General features: G+C 42.4%; 13 protein-coding genes. 3 read left to right on the top strand and 10 right to left on the bottom strand.

The genetic code is table 11. The features are described 5' to 3' along the window. Nucleotides 1-18 precede the first annotated feature (18 nt). The 6 genes from ACWU4D_RS10480 to osmF are packed head-to-tail and all read right to left on the bottom strand — an operon-like array spanning nt 19 to nt 6,590. Nucleotides 19-1,263, bottom strand: a complete 1,245-nt coding sequence (locus tag ACWU4D_RS10480) for a hydantoinase/carbamoylase family amidase (RefSeq protein WP_456051371.1) — start codon at nt 1,261-1,263, stop codon at nt 19-21. After that, complete coding sequence (locus ACWU4D_RS10475) at nt 1,260-2,645, bottom strand: dihydroorotase (RefSeq protein ID WP_456051370.1); 1,386 nt, start codon at nt 2,643-2,645, stop codon at nt 1,260-1,262. The genes ACWU4D_RS10480 and ACWU4D_RS10475 overlap by 4 nt, the downstream gene beginning before the upstream one ends. A 4-nt stretch (nt 2,646-2,649) precedes the next feature. Then, nucleotides 2,650-3,414, bottom strand: coding sequence for an ABC transporter permease (locus tag ACWU4D_RS10470; RefSeq protein WP_456051369.1), 765 nt, complete (start codon nt 3,412-3,414; stop codon nt 2,650-2,652). Continuing rightward, the gene (locus tag ACWU4D_RS10465; protein ID WP_456051368.1) at nt 3,404-4,396 is read right to left on the bottom strand and encodes an ABC transporter ATP-binding protein; all 993 of its coding nucleotides are present in this window, start codon (nt 4,394-4,396) and stop codon (nt 3,404-3,406) included. Before ACWU4D_RS10465 ends, ACWU4D_RS10470 begins: the two co-directional genes overlap by 11 nt. Continuing rightward, nucleotides 4,393-5,604, bottom strand: coding sequence for an ABC transporter permease (locus tag ACWU4D_RS10460; protein ID WP_456051367.1), 1,212 nt, complete (start codon nt 5,602-5,604; stop codon nt 4,393-4,395). The genes ACWU4D_RS10465 and ACWU4D_RS10460 overlap by 4 nt, the downstream gene beginning before the upstream one ends. Beyond that, nucleotides 5,604-6,590 (bottom strand): glycine betaine ABC transporter substrate-binding protein OsmF, encoded by a 987-nt coding sequence (gene osmF, locus ACWU4D_RS10455; protein WP_456051366.1) that lies wholly within the window; start codon nt 6,588-6,590, stop codon nt 5,604-5,606. The genes ACWU4D_RS10460 and osmF overlap by 1 nt, the downstream gene beginning before the upstream one ends. Nucleotides 6,591-6,914: 324 nt before the next feature. On the opposite strand from osmF, the gene ACWU4D_RS10450 reads away from it, so the two are divergent. Then, nucleotides 6,915-7,937 (top strand): LacI family DNA-binding transcriptional regulator, encoded by a 1,023-nt coding sequence (locus ACWU4D_RS10450; RefSeq protein WP_456051365.1) that lies wholly within the window; start codon nt 6,915-6,917, stop codon nt 7,935-7,937. 886 nt (nt 7,938-8,823) lie between these two features. Here the strand turns inward: ACWU4D_RS10450 and ACWU4D_RS10445 are convergent. The 4 genes from ACWU4D_RS10445 to ACWU4D_RS10430 form a co-directional block, all read right to left on the bottom strand. Then, nucleotides 8,824-9,606 carry an amino acid ABC transporter ATP-binding protein gene (locus ACWU4D_RS10445; protein ID WP_456051364.1) on the bottom strand — a complete coding sequence of 261 codons (783 nt, stop codon included), beginning with the start codon at nt 9,604-9,606 and terminating at the stop codon, nt 8,824-8,826. Between the two features lie 83 nt (nt 9,607-9,689). Further along, nucleotides 9,690-10,787, bottom strand: a complete 1,098-nt coding sequence (locus tag ACWU4D_RS10440) for an amino acid ABC transporter permease (protein ID WP_456051363.1) — start codon at nt 10,785-10,787, stop codon at nt 9,690-9,692. A gap of 1 nt (nt 10,788) precedes the next feature. Further along, the gene (locus tag ACWU4D_RS10435; RefSeq protein WP_456051362.1) at nt 10,789-11,925 is read right to left on the bottom strand and encodes an ABC transporter permease subunit; all 1,137 of its coding nucleotides are present in this window, start codon (nt 11,923-11,925) and stop codon (nt 10,789-10,791) included. A 76-nt stretch (nt 11,926-12,001) separates the two neighbouring features. Next, nucleotides 12,002-13,045 carry an amino acid ABC transporter substrate-binding protein gene (locus tag ACWU4D_RS10430; RefSeq protein ID WP_456051361.1) on the bottom strand — a complete coding sequence of 348 codons (1,044 nt, stop codon included), beginning with the start codon at nt 13,043-13,045 and terminating at the stop codon, nt 12,002-12,004. A gap of 442 nt (nt 13,046-13,487) precedes the next feature. Between ACWU4D_RS10430 and ACWU4D_RS10425 the strand changes: the two genes are divergently transcribed. Together ACWU4D_RS10425 and ACWU4D_RS10420 are read left to right on the top strand one after the other, a co-directional pair. Next, complete coding sequence (locus ACWU4D_RS10425) at nt 13,488-15,821, top strand: molybdopterin-dependent oxidoreductase (RefSeq protein WP_456051360.1); 2,334 nt, start codon at nt 13,488-13,490, stop codon at nt 15,819-15,821. A 339-nt stretch (nt 15,822-16,160) separates the two neighbouring features. Next, nucleotides 16,161-16,913: an SDR family NAD(P)-dependent oxidoreductase gene (locus ACWU4D_RS10420; RefSeq protein ID WP_456051359.1), complete on the top strand. Its 753-nt coding sequence runs from the start codon at nt 16,161-16,163 to the stop codon at nt 16,911-16,913. Nucleotide 16,914: the final 1 nt, after the last annotated feature.

Genomic DNA, 16,914 nt, shown 5'->3' with positions numbered 1-16,914 from the left:
TTATTTAAATTCGTTTAATTAAGCTTGGTCAAAGGATTCAACTGCCGTCATTAATGCGGCGGTGCCCTTTTCAAATTGTTCTGCTGTTGTCCACTCATCTGGACGATGACTGATGCCTTTATGGCTCGGTACAAAAACCATCGCCATCGGTGCAACATGAGCCATAAAAGCAGCATCGTGACCTGCTCCGCTTGGCATCTCTTTCATCTTCAGTTTATGAGCTTCACAGGAGTTGCGCAGATGATTCATCAATGTGCGATCGCTCGTTACCGGGTAGGTATCGGTCATGCGTTGGAATTCAGCGACCTCAACGTTGGCTAATGTTGCAGACTCATCAGCGATGCGTTGCAACTCGGTCGCAAAAACTTCCATCGTTTCTTTATCGTCAGATCGTATATCGAAGACAAGTTCGGTTTTACCCGGGACAACATTGCTTGCATTGGGATAGTTAAAAATTTGCCCGCAAGTCGCTGTTAAATAATGCCCACTCTCATCCCAAATTCGTTTGGCAGCCTCACTGGCCATCCAATGGGTACGAGCAGCGGCAACGGAAGCATCTCGACGTATATCCATTGGTGTCGTTCCTGCATGGCCCGCTGCCCCCTCAAAAACGATAGACAGGCGTAATATACCGACAATACTACTCACAATCCCCACATCCAAAGACTCGGTTTCTAATACTGCACCTTGCTCAATATGGAGCTCGAAAGCAGCGACCGCATCTTCACGTTTACTCAACTGTTCGGGGTTACCCCCAACCCTTCGAATTGCATCAGCTAGGCTTTCCTGGCTTTCAGGATGAGGCGTGCTAAGCAACTCATCGGTTAAAAAACCGGTAATTCCTCGACTACCAACGCAGGAGATACCCCATTCACTCGGCTCTTCTGCAAGGTAGTCCACGATTTCGATGCTATGACGAAGCGTCTTGCCCGAATCTTTCCAGCTGGCAATACACTCTAAGCCTGTAATAATGCCCGCCATACCATCAAAGCGGCCTCCATTAGGAACGGAATCACTATGAGAACCAATCATTATGGTTCCAGCTTTAGGATCACTTCCTTCCAAGCGACCAATAAGGTTTCCCGCTGCGTCGATATGGGTTTTAAGGCCTAACATTTCCATCTGCTTCGTTAACCACTTTCGGCCTTCTAAAAATAAAGGGCTGAAGGAGCGGCGAGTATAAAGTCGGTCGGATTCCGTAAACTCGGCCAAGGCCATGATCCAGTCCCAATAACGCTGTTTATTTGGATAGCTAAGTTTCACCCGTTATTTCTCCTTGTCTGCGGGGAGACAAATTGGCCGCTGCCTGGTTTAGCAGTGACATTTTCCCCATCAAAAATCCAATGCCCTCGCAGCATAGTTTTGCTTACTCGATAGTTGATAGTTCTACCGTCATAGGGAGACCAAGACGTGAAATTATTGCCGCTCGCCGTCGCTTGGTATTGGTAGGGGGATCGACGTACTACGACAAGGTCAGCATCTTTGCCAACTTCTAGCGCGCCTTTGCAATGATCTAAGTTGAATAGTCGTGCCACATTCCAGCTCAGTGCTTTAATAACTTTAGGGAATGCAATTTTTCTGTTTTCTGCTCCGGTCAGCGTCAAGGTAAGTAAAAGCTCTAACCCGGTTGCACCCGATGAGTTCTCAAACATGTTGGCATGGCTTTTTCGATCTTCAGACCAGCTTACATGGTCTGTTGAAATAGCGGTCACGTTACCTTTGTCTATTTGTTCCCAAAGCGCTTCACGTTCTGCAGACTCACGTATCGGAGGATTAACTTTTGCTTTTCCAACTAATTTGGAAACATCTTCCTCTTCACACAAGGTTAAATAGTGCAGACATGTTTCTACCGTGCTTTTAAAGCCCTGTTCTCTAAAACTATTACAGATATTAATTCCACGGTTATTGGAACAGTGAACCACATGCGCACGACAATCTGTGTCAGCACCCAATTCATATACCTGCTGTATAGCAAGGTTTTCTGTGTACTTTGGCCGGGAAAGAGTATGCGCTTGGTAATCCGTAATACTTTGTTCTTTTAGCTGAGTAATAAGGTGTTTGATACTCTCATCATCTTCATTGTGAACCCCAGCAACGAGACCAAGCCGTGCGATCTCTTCAAAGCACTCATGCATTAAGTATGGAGGGATGCGCGGGAAACGTTCAGGGTCCGTACCAAAAGTAGAAAACTTAAAGCCAATAGCACCAGCTTCCGCTATCTCCGATAACTTACTGCTGCCTTCATCAGGGTGCGCCGTTCCATACAGTGCGAAGTCTACTCGGGCTTGATCGGAGGCTTCTTGCTTCTTAAGATTAAAGAGCTCCGCATTACTAATAAGACGTCCTGCATCGTATGGCATATCAACGATAGTCGTTATTCCACCTGCAGCTGCCGAACGGGTCGACCAAATAAAGTCTTCATTATCCTTTTGGCTTCGGCTATGAGTTTGAGCATCAATACCACCAGGCATGATGTAATCTTTGCCAAAATCCTCAGTATTATGCGCAGCCGGAAAACCGTCTTTCACGTTACCGACAGCTGCAATCAAGCCATCCTGAACGGCAACGAAACCTTGTGGAATTTCTCGATCTGAAAGCACGACGTGTCCCAATAACACGTGATCATAGATAAACGTATCTTGCATATTATTAATTCTCTTCTTGAAGGGAACTAGAGCGATTCAGACGTCGCTGAAAGTACTCAAATAGTTGATCGGTCGTGATAGCCAACAAACCAACCACAATAGCTCCTTGAATGACATAAGCAGTGTTAAACCCAGTTAAACCAATAATAATGGGTGTGCCGAGTGTTTTCGCTCCAACAGATGAAGCAATAGCAGCGGTGCCAATATTGATGGTGACTGAAATTCGAATGCCGGCTAGGATTATGGGCATCGCCAACGGGAGCTCAATTCGACGTAGTCGTTCTAAAGGCGACATGCCGAGACCGAGAGCGGCTTCTAGTACTGCAGGATTAACACTTGTAAGCCCCGCAATGCTGCTTTGAACGACCGGTAGTAAGCCATAAAGCACGAGTGCAATTAGCGCAGGAGTGGCGCCCATACCAATAAGCGGCGCTGCAATAGCGAGGACAGCAACCGGTGGAAATGTCTGGCATATCGCAACGATCGTCTCAACCATAGGCCGAAAGGAAATACCCATAGAGCGTGTAACAAACAGAGCGATGGCGATACCAATAATCACAGAAATAAGACTGGATAATGCCACCAGCCAGACATGAGAAAAAAGCAAATCCAGAAATGTCGTCTGGGTATAAACCGGGCGATCCAATTTAGGAAACAAGCTATGAAATACACTTTCTAAATTAGGCATTCCAATACTAAAGGCGATTAGCAAAATAAACGCCAGCCACAACGGCCAAGTACGGGCTGTAACCGTTACTTTACTCACCATATTGAAGTTCCTTTTCTTTATGGCTAACCGCAATCTTGTCTTGCTTTAGTGAAGGTAATTCCAGCAGATCATTAAACGTTATTATCCCCAAATGCTGATGTTGAGAATCAACAACATTTAAAGCTTCATGTTGCTTAGAAATAAAGTACGAAAGCGCTTCGTTTAAACTGGCTTCAGCATCGATTTGACCACACCCCTGCAGCGGAGCTTCTTCCCTTAAATGGCTTTCTACGGTTTGCAGCGACAGTATTTTCAAACCAATATCTTTACTACCAATAAAATCCCTGACGAATTCGTTTGCTGGTTGAGTCAAAATTTCCATTGGCGCGCCTTGCTGAACAATAGCGCCTTTATCCATTAGGATTATATGATCAGCTAGGTACAAAGCTTCATCGATATCGTGCGTAATAACGAGGATGGTTTTTCCATATAAGCGATGGATTCTACGCACTTCTCTTTGCATGCTCGCACGCGTTACTGGGTCAAGTGCACCAAAAGGTTCATCCATCAGTAAAATTTCAGGATCCGCTGCCATTGCACGAGCAACACCGACTCTTTGTTGCTGTCCACCAGACAATTGATGTGGCATTCGGTCACGGTATTGATCAGGCGATAAATCCAACACGTCCAATAACTCGTCAACGCGAGCGGCCGTTTTCTCTTTATCCCACTTCAATAAATTAGGAACACAGGCAATATTTTCAGCCACACTCCAATGCGGAAATAGCCCATTTGATTGAATGGCATATCCCATCCGGCAGCGAAGTTTTTCTACTGGAATTTTGTAAATCTCTTCGCCGGAAAATAATATCTTTCCTGAGTTATGATCTTCGAGTCGATTTATCATCTTTAACGTTGTTGATTTACCCGAACCAGAAGAACCAATAATTACCGTGATTTTTCCTTTTTCTATACGAAGAGATAAATCTTCAATAACGCTCTTGCCATGATAACTTTTATTAACATTCTGAAATTCGATCATTGGATGATAGCTCCCTCTATTGGCTGTTTCTTTCCCTGTTTGGGAGTCGGTTCAGTCAGTTGAACCAGCAATTTAAATAATGTGTCTGCTAAAGCTGCCATGATGACTACAGGAATAACGCCTAGTAATACTAAGTCGATAGCACTACCCGATAATCCACGAAACATAATGGCACCGAACCCACCAGCACCGATTAATGCCGCAACCATAGTAAGGCCGATCGTTTGTACAGTGGTGATTCGTAGGCCAGACAAAATGACCGGTAAGGCTAGACGGAAGTGGATTTTCCACATGCTCTGAAAACGAGTCATGCCCATACCGTATGAAGCCTCGATCATCAAAGGAGATACCTGTTGAAGTCCAGCTTGAGTAGAGCGAACCATGGGTAATAAGGAATAGAGGAACAACGCGATAATGGCTGGTGCCATTCCAATACCACTGATACCAAAATCAGAAAGCCAAGGTGCTTGCTTTGCTATGTAAGATAACGGCGCAAGTAACAGACCAAATAAAGCGATAGATGGTACTGTCTGCAGTAGGCTCAAGGTTCCCAAACAAGAACGACCAAAATTAGGATGCCGATAGCTAAGAACGCCTAACCACATACCAATAACCATCGTTAATGCCAGCGTGACCAATACAATCTGACAATGCGCCCAAAACGCGGCGTAAAAGGCATCTTGATTAGCTCTGAATTCAATAAATAGCGATAAATAGTGAAAATGGTCTTGCATCAACATGATGAACAAAGGCACCCAAGGCAGTATCGCTAATGTGGTATTCAATAGTTGGCTCTGACACAATATGCGAAGTGACTCCAGAGACATCAGCCAAAAAAGAAGCATCAGAACCCAAAATCCAGCACCAAACGAGCAACGAACCCGAGAAACAGATTCGACATTGGTTGTGGCAAACTCACCAGAAAACCAACACAGATAAGTAACACCAACACCACTCAACAAGTAAACCAATCCATGACTGAGCTTTTCTGACTCTATTGATTTACTCGCTGGAATCAACACTGAGATTGTGAGTAAAGCAGCGATAACAATCAACATTACCGACGCAGAACTCCCAATATCCGCGAACAGATATTGCCCTTTCGGCGTTAGAATACGATTGGGGGCCATCCCCATTAGTGGGAGACCAATTAAAGCCCCCCAGATCAATATCGCCAACGTCGATTGGACGGTGTTAATGCGCTTCATTACAAGAAACCTTTGCTTGTCAGATAGTCACGTGCAACGGTTTTAGCATCAATGCCATCAATACTAATTTGGCTATTTAGATGCTGAAGCGTTTCGGTTGTTAACGTAGCAAATACTGGATTTAATAGTTCTGGCAATTGCGGATAACTTTCAATAATGCTCGCTCTAACGACTGGAGCAGGCGCATAGACAGGTTGAGCCCCCATAGGGTCATCAAGAACTTTTAAGCCCAATGCTGCAAGTGATCCGTCAGTACCGTAAACGACGGCTGCATTGACACCAGAATTATATTCCGCTGCGGTTTTTATAAACACGGTAGTATCATTTCCTGGGAAAGGTAGGATTTGATCTTGTGATAATTTGAATTGATACGTCGTTTCAAAACTTGGCAGCGCATCGGCACGTTCTACGAACTCAGCGCCTGCTGCAATTTTGAACGCCATGCCATTGTTTAACGCAGGTTGTAAATCTTTTAGTGAGCTTAATTGATATTCCTCTGCAAGATCTTCTCTCACTGCAATCGCCCATGTGTTATTTGCCGGAGACGGTTGTAGCCAGATCAGTTTGTTTTGTTCGAAATCAAGTTTCTTTGCTCTGTCATAACCTTGTTGCCAATTTTTCCATGCTGGATTGTTTGGATCATTAAGCATAAATGCCGCATTTCCCGTATATTCTGGATAAATATCAATCTCTCCAGCTAGCAATGCTTGACGAACAATATTGGTCGCCCCCATTTGTACTTTATCTACATACGGTATTTGAGTATGGTCAAAAATAGCGACTAATATATTGCCTAACAAAGAACCTTCGCCATCTATCTTAGAAGCGATAACGACAGGTTTCGCATCAGCAGCCAAAGCTTGAGTAGAAACCGTTCCTGTAATGAATAAGCTAACCGCTAATATTGCACCAAATACACCTATGCCAGACACTTTGCTTTTAGTATTAGTAAGCAATCTAGAACCCATTGATATTGATAATTTCATAACAATCCCTTGTATTAATTAGCCAAATAACTGTGATAAAAACCCTATAAAAAGAACATTACAAAGATTGCAACCATGGTGCCAATTACCGAAATCGATTCAAATCGCTTTAATTGATTTAAACGTCCTATAAAAAGTCAAAAAACAACCAAATTGGTGCATTGTGCACCATTACTGATCATTATTTTCGAGAAAAATTTGCGCTGCTGCTAAAGAGATATTATTGATATTGATGTTGATATTGGGCCTAATATATTTGAATTGTCTTTGAACTTTCGCTACTGCTATACTTTTGTTGTAACTTTAAAAACCAAGAGATTAATCATGTCCATATCTCAACTCGCCAAAGATCTTAATCTAGCTAAATCGACCGTATCGAGAGCGTTAAATTCTTATCCAGATATTTCGTTAGAAACGAGAGACAGAGTGCAAAAACGAGCTAAGGAGATTGGCTATGTCCCTAATTCGGTAGCTCAAAGGTTAAAGCTTGGAAAATCAAATACCATCGGTGTCGTATTACCCCCCCCCTTAGCCAGTGGTTCATATATCGAACCTTTTTACTCCACTATGCTCGGATCTCTAGTTCCTGAATTAGAGAAGTCAGGGTTTCAACTTCTTGTAACAACACAAAATACAGCCGTAAGTGATGATGATGTCGGAAGTTACCAAAAAATGGTTCAGCGTGGACATGTGGATGCATTACTAATTCTCAGAACTAGAGTAAATGATAAAAGAGTCGCCCTGGCAGTACAAAATGACTTTCCATTCATCACTTATGGTCGAACTCAAAATGAGATGCCTTATGCATGGGTGGACATAGATCATGAACAAGCGATATATATGGCAACAACAAGGCAAATTAAACGAGGCCATAAACAGATCGCTTTTATCAATACAAAATCACATTACAACTACGCTAAGCTACGTAACGAAGGCTATTTGTCTGCATTAGAAGAAAATAACATCCCATTTTATACCCGCTGGTTAATGGAATCCGGATTAACTATTCAAGATGGTTATAACACAGCAATGGAGTTACTTCGCATCCAGCCTAGACCCACATCTATCGTGTGTACAAGCGACGATATAGCAATAGGTGTGATGACAGCTTGCCGTAAATTAGAAATTATTCCAGGAAAAGATATTGCGATTATGGGATTAGGCAATAGCCCTGCATCAAAACATTCTTCTCCTCCTCTAACGAGTATAGAGACATTTCCTAACTTACTAGGAGAGAAAATCGGTCAATTCATATTGCAACGCATTGAAGGAAAGGCACCGAAAAGCCTTCACTACACACAAGAAACTAAGATCGTTGAACGATTGTCAGATCCAGTATTGTATTAGTTTTCTAGTAGCCTAGCCCTGATCTGGCAGTTACTCAATTTTATAGTGCCGTTGTCAAACTAGATTTAAACTAAATTCTCTTCAGCCCAAACTTGTTTACCATCTGCTAGTGTTGCTATTGATGTTTGCCCACAGCACATTTTGTTGCCCTGATGAGTTTGCTTATTGTTCTAATAATCTAGCCAGCAGTCCAGATCTTTTTTAACCCTTTTAATGAAGCATAGATTTTCTTAAGGAACGTGATTCGATAAAACTCATTGGAGCATCTTTCACAGATACCATTTGTTTGATGCTGTCTAGCTTTTATTCGTATGGTCAATATTATTTATCGCTAGATATAACCGGTAAGCATATTGTTCTACTTTGCTGCAATACTCAGTGTCTCTAGCAATGAGAATACGCTACATAGGTGTCGACAAAGGTCTGTTTTAAATTCTGCCTACTCCCGTCAAGCTTCAAATATAAAAGTTGGTTTTGTGAACCAAGATACTCAAAATAGTGAGTATCTATTTCACAACAAACTTCGTCATCCTGTTGCTTTTTCTCTAGAACAACAACCTGCTCGTCGCTCGAGATAATACCATTACGTGCGCTTTATCTTATACAGCGACTATTCATTTGTTATGATTTTCTAAGTTGTGGCATAGCCAAATAGAACGAGCTCCGCCACTCGAAACGAATACTCCGTTCTGGCGAAGTTCGTAACTGGTTCTTGCCTGATCATGCTCAGGGAATTCGATAGTGTTCTCGAGGACAGCTACTCCGCTGTCTTCTACAAAACTTTAGAAGTCCTGCCATGGCATTGGTTAACTTGACAGTACCGTGATTAATACTAGGTACTAGGCTCGTGTCGATCAACTCCAACGAGCCAACATATTGGTACTCATCAATGATTAAGCACCTGGCTCAAAAACAATTTTGTACGTTCCGATTTGGGATTATCGAAGAAAGTGTTGGGTTCACCTTGCTCTACAATCTCTCCTCCATCCATGAAAATAATTCTATCCGCAACTTTCCGAGCAAACCCCATTTCATGAGTCACGCAAATCATCGTCATTCCCATGTCAGCAAGGCTAACCATAACATCCAGAACTTCAGCTATCATTTCAGGATCAAGAGCTGAGGTCGGCTCGTCGAACAACATTACTGATGGATTCATACAAAGAGATCGAGCAATAGCAACCCTTTGTTGTTGCCCTCCAGAAAGTTGCTTAGGGTACTTATCCGCTTTATCTGGAATTCTCACCTTTTCCAAAAACTTCATTGCGATAGCTTCAGCGTCTTCTTTTGAGATTCCTTTTACTAGCATTGGAGCTAACGTACAATTTTCCAAAACAGTCATATGAGGAAATAGATTAAAGTGCTGAAAACACATCCCAACTTCTTGTCGTATCGATTGGATGTTTTTAGTGTCGTAATCCAATAAGGTACCGAGTACGTTAATTTTTCCACCTTGATGTTGTTCAAGATTATTAATACAGCGGATCATTGTAGACTTTCCTGAACCAGAAGGACCACACACAACGATTTTTTCGCCGCGCTTCACAGTCAGGTGAATACCCTTAAGTACATGAAAATCACCATACCATTTATTTAAATCCGTGATTTTTACTGCCACGTCGTCGGCCAATTTATTTTGTTTAACCTTTCTTTCTAGGGTAGCGTCCATATTTACATTACCTTTTTATCTAATAGAGTGTGTATATTGTCTAATTATTCATAGACCCTGTTATGATTGATTACTCGTCAGCATTAATGATTTGTAATCGTCAACCTGCGCTTTAAATACGCTCCATATTGACCTAATGAAAAAATGAAAAACCAATATATAAACCCAACAAACACGTATACCTCCATATAATAGGGAGCCCATTCAGCAGTACCCACTGCCGCGTTAGCAGAAGCTAGGACATCAAAAAAGCCAATAATGATAACGATCGCTGTTTCCTTGAACGTCACCACAACCATATTAATGGTACTGGGCAAGGCATGACGAAACACTTGTGGGAGTATGATTCGACTTAGAACATGCCATGAAGACAAACCAAGCGCTTCGCCTGCTTCAAACTGACCTTTTTCGATAGCTTGAAAACCACCGCGAAATACTTCAGCTTGATAAGCGGCAAAAAACAAAGCAAACGCAATAATGACGCGCCAAAGCTTGTCGCCTTCCAGCCACTCAGGAAGTAAGATCGGAACAACAACAGCGGCAGTAAAAAGTGTTGTCAATAAAGGTAACGAGCGAATGACATCAATAAATATTGACGTCCCGACTGAAATTACCGGCATTTTTGAACGTCGCATCATTGCTAATGCCAGCCCTAAAGGTAATCCAATTAACACCACCGACGAAAATAAAAACAGTGTTAGCGCTAGCCCCCCCCAATCGTCTGTCGTTACCTGCTGCATTCCCAACCAACTGCCTTCCATAAGCAGGTAAAAAATAAAGAAACCCACTACCCACAAAACGCTAAGTCGAACTGCGGACCAGAACAACGGAATGCATGACAATACGATGGTAGTAACTATCGCAACACAAGCTAATGTTGCTCGATATTGTAAGTCATATGGATAAAGCCCAAAAAATATCAAGCGAGATCTTGCATCAATTACAGACCAACATGCACCACTTGCTTGTTGGCATAACTCGACATCTTCTGCTCTCCATATCGAACCTATAAAGATCCAATTTATGGCCAAATAGGCGAGATACAGTAAAGCACTTAAAAATAGAAGCGATACTGCGCTATCAAATGGAGTTGAGAAAGCTCGTTGTTTTAACCAAGCCAACGCCTGTTTCGGGAATTTAACCTGGATATCGGCGCGTTGTGTTTCAACAATAACATTCATATTAATGCCCTTTAAGTTTGAGCTTGTTATTCAGTAAGTTGACCAATTGAGCAAGCGTAAAGTTGATGATTAAAAACACACCCATTAGAATCGCGATTAGCTCTAAGGTTTGTCCCGATTGCGTTATTGAAGTAGATACAATCATAAACAGGTCGCTGAACCCGATAGCGACCCCTACGGTTGTTGCTTTTATGAGGAAAATCCATTGATTACCAAGCGGAGGAATAATGGTACGTAGTGCCATTGGCATCGAAATCTTGAACCATATTTGTCGCTCACTGAGCCCCAATGCTCTGCCAGCCTCAATCAAGCCTTTTGGTACTTCTTCCAATCCCCCTCTCACTATTTCCGCAATATACGCCCCACCATACATAATGATAGCAATTAACATTGCAGCGAGCTCAATACTAATAGACAGACCTCCAACGAAACGAAGACCCTTTAGGTGAGGGATTGAAACAAGAGATTCTGTCTGCGGTAGGAATGTTGTTGACACGGCAAATATAATGATAGGAGCAGAGATTAGCCACAGCAACCATTTAACCATTGGCTGAAAAAACCTTATGCGAGACAATATGAACCACGAAACAACAATCAACCCTGTAGCAGTCAAAACCCCAACCAAAGATAAGTTTAGTGTCGGAATAATCAGCCCACGATTCGATATAAAGATGACATCAAAAAAGTTTAAGGCTTGTCTTGCGCTTGGCATATGCACCAAAATCGCGTACCAAAAAAGTAACTGAAGAATTAAAGGTATGTTTCTAAAAGTTTGAATAAAAATAGTAGAAACTGCCTGGATAGAGAAGTTTTTTGAGTCTCGACCTGTCCCGACAATAAAACCTAAAATCGTAGCAAAAATAATTGAAAGAAACCCAACAAACAGCGTGTTTAATACCCCGATAAACAGTGTTCTGCTATAAGGGTCATCGGACGAACTGTCAATCATACTAAACGAATAAGACCAACCGGTGGAGCGGTCTAGAAAATCAAATCCATTTGAGATACCCATTTCACTTAAGTTGGTGTGAGCACTCGAATAGGCACCAATGATGACAAACAAACAAAATGCTAGAAATACTGCTTGTAGCAGGCCTTCTTTAAATTTTAACTGGCGAGGACTTTGCTTAAGAATCATTACATAACCTCCATAATCTTACGAAAAAATGTGTTTGAAATATGGAGGGAGCAACCCTCCATATTTAATAACGTGATTAGTCTAAGATTGGAGAATATAAAACCCCACCATGGCTCCAGAGGTTGTTCATACCACGATCAAGATTATAAGGTGATTCAGCTCCAAGATTACGTTCGTAAATTTCACTGAAATTACCCACAGCAGAAATAACGTCTTTCGCCCATGTTTCTCTCAACCCAAGTCGTTCACCAATACCAGGGCTTTTGCCTAGTAGGCGAGCAACGGTTGGGTTCGATGGTTTCTTATACATCTCTTCTACGTTCGCTTTGGTTACACCGTGCTCTTCAGCCAATAACAAACTAGCGATTACCCAGTTCATGGTGTCAACAAACTCTTCATCACCTTGTCGCATGGCAGCAGCAATTGGTTCACTTGAAAGCTGATCGTTTAAGATAATGTGTTGATCAGGGTTATCAATTTCAGTTGCACGAAGTACGGCTAGATTTGGTCCCCAGCCTGCAAAAGCATCACACCGTTCTGCAAGATAAGCAGCCCGTAGCTCTGAAGCTTTTTCATACGAGACAATACTATGTTCTACCTTTATGGTTTTTAGGTAATCTGCGACTATCCGTTCGTTGGTAGTGCCAGCTTCAACACATACTGTTCCACCTTCGAGATCTTTCGCTGAGTCAATACCCAGTGCACCATGTGCCATCAACTTCGTTCCACCAAAGAAATACGGCAAGCTAAATTGCAAACCTAGTTCGGTATCTCGGCCCATTGTCCAACCCGTCGCTTTAATTACGATATCGACATCACCAGACTGTAAAGATGGAAAACGTTGCGCCCAGCTTAACGGAACAATCTTAGCTTTGGACGGGTCACCTAGAATGGCCGTCGTTAATGCTTTACATAAGTCGATATCCAACCCTTTCCATTCATTTTTTTCGTTTACTTCTACGAAGCCAAAATAACTGCCATTGTGACCACTACAAGACAACACACCTTTAGCTTGTATTGCTTCTACTGTTGGGCTTTTCGCGGAAGCTCCTTGAGACATAGAAAGCAAAGATGTCGTAGCAGCTATGGTTAATAAGGATTTCATCATTGATTTTTTCATCGCAATTCTCCGTTGCATATAATCCAAATGTCGGCACAAATATTTTCTATTTCAGCACAACGCTCAACATCACACATTGCAATGTATATGCCATGATAGCCATTCAACTCATCGGACTATTTAGAATATTCTCAATATTTTCCGTCACACCTACGTCTAATCGTTTCATCACTCGCTCCAAATGTTACTATTTTGATCATCGCTCCTCTTTTATTCATCAATATGGCGTTCCTTATTGGTGCAAAAATAAATAGAAACAAACCAATTTGATGCAAAGTGTCATTATTTGAAATTAATATTTCACTATATGGCACAAAAATCACTATCACACAGAGTAAAAATCGGTCAAAATGTAGGAGTAAGGAAACAACGATGTTGTAAATTCGTAACAACATTTATTCCTTGCGATAAATGACATTATTGACTTAAGGAAGAGGTATCAATGAGTTCAGATAAGAGTACACAGACTCACAAATTTGTTACGTCCAATCACTGGGGAGCTGCTATCGCTGAAGTTAAGGACGACAAACTCGTTGCGATTCATCCACATCGAGGAGACAACGATCCTTCTAAGATAAATGATAACTTGGTTGGCATGGCCGATAGCGAATCACGAGTAAGAAAACCAGCCGTTAGAAAAAGCTACCTCGAGCACGGCCCTATGCCCGGAGCTACTCCGCGCGGAGAAGACCCTTTTATAGAAGTATCATGGGAAGTCGCGTTTGATTTGATCGCCAAAGAGATAAGTAGAGTCCGCTCAGAATACAGTAACGAAGCGATATTTGGCGGCTCGTATGGTTGGAGTAGCGCTGGCCGTTTTCATCACGCTCAAAGTCAATTAAAACGCTTTTTAAATTGTGCCGGCGGGTTTATCAGAAGCGAAGGGAACTATAGCTATAATGCAGCATTAACTCTCCTGCCTTATATTGTGGGGAATTTTCGTCAGCATGTAAAACACGCGACAAGGTGGAAATCAATAGCGAAGCATGGCGAACTTGTCGTTATGTTTGGCGGTATACCTATGAGAAATGCTCAAGTCGGTGGAGGTGGAATGTCAAAGCACCGATTACGTGATGATCTGTTAGCATGTAAAGATTCCGGTGTTGAGTTCATCAACCTTAGTCCCTTAAAAAATGATGCACTTGAAGATCTTGATGCTCAATGGATCCCGATTAAACCAGGGTCTGACACGGCTCTAATGATGGGAATTGCGCACACATTACTAATTGAAGAGCTCCATGATCAAGCCTTTCTTGACCGCTATACCACTGGGTTCGACCACTTTCGACGCTATCTTATTGGAGAAAGTGATAGCATAGTAAAAAGTGCTGAATGGGCCGCCGAGCTTTGTGGGATCTCCTCAGAAGATATTACGTCGCTGGCTCGTCGTATGGCCGGTTCAAAGACACTGATTTGTGCAGCCGTTGGCTTGCAACGAGCGGAATATGGCGAACAACCGCTATGGATGACCGTTACCCTCTCTTCTATGCTAGGCCAAATTGGTACTCCAGGTGGAGGTTATGGCATTGGTTATGGTGGTGACGCCAGTATAGGAACAACTGATCGCCCTATGCGTTGGCCATCCTTTCCTCAAGGCAATAACCCGATAGAGACCTTTATCCCTGTCGCTATGATTACCGATATGCTGCTCAACCCCAAACAAAGCTATCAGTATAATGGCCAAACGCTCTCTTATCCTGATATTAAGCTAATCTGGTGGGCTGGAGGTAACCCATTCCACCACCATCAAGATCTTAACCAATTACTCAAAGCATTTCAGCGACCTGAAACAATAATCGTTAATGAAATTTATTGGACCGCAACCGCAAAGCACGCCGACATAGTATTACCGGCAACATCCCCTCTAGAGCGAGAAGACTTTGGTGGTGGCACACAAGATACTAGTCTCGTACCCATGCCCAGAGTGTTGAAACCAATTGGTGAAGCCAAAGATGAATATGACATTTATGCAGAACTTTCTTCACGACTCGGCTTTGAAGAACATTTTACGCAAGGTAGAAGCTCTAGAGAATGGCTAGAGAAAATGTGGCTAGAGATGCAAGAAACCGCTTCACAGTCCAATTATTCATTGCCAACGTTCACTGAGTTTTTAAAGGGAGATGTCATAGAATTCGATGATCCTTCACCAGAGCATGTTTTTTTAGCCGATTTTCGTGAAGACCCGTTAGATAATCGCCTCCCTACGCCAAGCGGGAAAATCGAAATCTATTCCGAAATCATTGCCAGTTTCAATTATTACGATTGTCCTGGTCACCCTACTTGGCTTCCTCCGACTGAGTGGCTTGGTAGCGATATATCGACTACTCATAAATTCCATTTAATTTCAGGTCAACCAGCAACGCGCTTACACAGCCAATTGGATCCAGGGGAATACAGTAAAAGTAAAAAAATACATGATCGAGAACCTGTATTAATTCACCCCGATAATGCAAAGAAATTGGGAATTGAGCATGGCGACATCGTAAAACTTCATAACGATCGCGGAGCCTGCTTGGCTGGTGCTGTCGTGACCAACCGTATTCTAAAAGACGTGATTTTCTTATGGACAGGTGCTTGGTATGACCCCGAAAAACCAGGAACAATTGGTTCGATGGATAAACACGGGAATCCAAATATGTTAACCCATGACCGTCGAACTTCACGACTTTCACAAGGTTGCGCCGCTCACAGCACGTTAGTGAGTATTGAGAAATACGTTGGTGTCGCGCCAAGTGTCACGGCATTTAAAGCACCGCTTTCTCGCTACCAACGTTAACTACGAAACCAAATCATTAAGTTGAGTACATCAATTACTGACATTTCAATGTTGGTATTGATGAACTCAATACGATTTACTCGTGTAATTTTAAAAGATGTTACCAACTAAATTAAAATATCAAAATACGGTACTAGTGTTTTACATATTGACACCGAGTTAATAGTTGTGCATCATGACTACTGTAGGAATTGGGTATTTCACACTGATCTTTTTACTGCATACCGCGACGATGGATAGTCGTTTCTTTTAACAATTACTTTTAATTTCTTAACATTTATTCCGGATTTATTTTTAGCCCATAAATACTTAAATAATCTCAGCGCCAGGGAGGCAAATATGAAATCAACATCTATCGCATTAGTCACAGGGGGCGCCAAAGGTATTGGTCTTGCGTGCGCAGAAGCACTTGCCGAAGATGGGATGCAAATCGTAATCATAGATATTGATGTACAAGCTGGTGAAGCAGCAGCGAAGGCGCTTGGAAATGGAGCACAATTTTTACCTTGTAACATGGGTAATAGTGATGAAATACTAAAAACTTTCGACATTATCGAAGAGGAAGTCGGTCCTGTATCTGTTCTCGTCAACAATGCCGGGATTGCACGTCCAGGTGAGTTCTTAGATACGACAATCGAACAATTTACTTCGGTTATTAACGTCAACTTAACCGGTTCGTTCATTGCGGCTCAGCGAGCTGCACAAACCATGATTAAGCATGAAATAGCTGGCTCAATTGTGAATATGAGCTCTGTCAATGCCAAAGTCGCCATTCCAACTATTTCAGCTTACTGTGCGTCGAAAGGCGGGATTATGCAGTTAACCAAGGCAATGTCACTTTCTCTAGCGCCTCACGGTATTCGGGTAAATGCAGTAGGTCCTGGCTCAATCGACACTGAAATGATGGCTGGCGTCAATGCGAATCCAGAAGCGATGAAAATGGTAATGTCACGCACTCCGTTAAAACGCATCGGTAACCCTCGTGAAATCGGCGATGTTGTTGCATTCTTAGCTAGTAAGAAAGCCAGCTATATAAGCGGTGAAACTATCTACGTAGATGGTGGCCGACTAGGAATGAACTACACCTGCTAGA

It is taken from the genome of Vibrio phycocola, assembly GCF_053850235.1.
The sequence above is the reverse complement of the archived record's forward strand: the minus strand, read 5'-3'. Positions and strand labels throughout refer to the sequence as shown.

Coding starts and splice junctions, on each gene's coding strand:
- ACWU4D_RS10430 (WP_456051361.1), bottom strand. CDS start 13,045: ATGAAAAAATCAATGATGAAATCCTTATTAACCATAGCTGCTACGACA.
- ACWU4D_RS10440 (WP_456051363.1), bottom strand. CDS start 10,787: ATGAATGTTATTGTTGAAACACAACGCGCCGATATCCAGGTTAAATTC.
- ACWU4D_RS10475 (WP_456051370.1), bottom strand. CDS start 2,645: ATGCAAGATACGTTTATCTATGATCACGTGTTATTGGGACACGTCGTG.
- ACWU4D_RS10435 (WP_456051362.1), bottom strand. CDS start 11,925: ATGATTCTTAAGCAAAGTCCTCGCCAGTTAAAATTTAAAGAAGGCCTG.
- ACWU4D_RS10450 (WP_456051365.1), top strand. CDS start 6,915: ATGTCCATATCTCAACTCGCCAAAGATCTTAATCTAGCTAAATCGACC.
- ACWU4D_RS10420 (WP_456051359.1), top strand. CDS start 16,161: ATGAAATCAACATCTATCGCATTAGTCACAGGGGGCGCCAAAGGTATT.
- ACWU4D_RS10465 (WP_456051368.1), bottom strand. CDS start 4,396: ATGATCGAATTTCAGAATGTTAATAAAAGTTATCATGGCAAGAGCGTT.
- ACWU4D_RS10425 (WP_456051360.1), top strand. CDS start 13,488: ATGAGTTCAGATAAGAGTACACAGACTCACAAATTTGTTACGTCCAAT.
- ACWU4D_RS10470 (WP_456051369.1), bottom strand. CDS start 3,414: ATGGTGAGTAAAGTAACGGTTACAGCCCGTACTTGGCCGTTGTGGCTG.
- ACWU4D_RS10445 (WP_456051364.1), bottom strand. CDS start 9,606: ATGGACGCTACCCTAGAAAGAAAGGTTAAACAAAATAAATTGGCCGAC.
- ACWU4D_RS10460 (WP_456051367.1), bottom strand. CDS start 5,604: ATGAAGCGCATTAACACCGTCCAATCGACGTTGGCGATATTGATCTGG.
- osmF (WP_456051366.1), bottom strand. CDS start 6,590: ATGAAATTATCAATATCAATGGGTTCTAGATTGCTTACTAATACTAAA.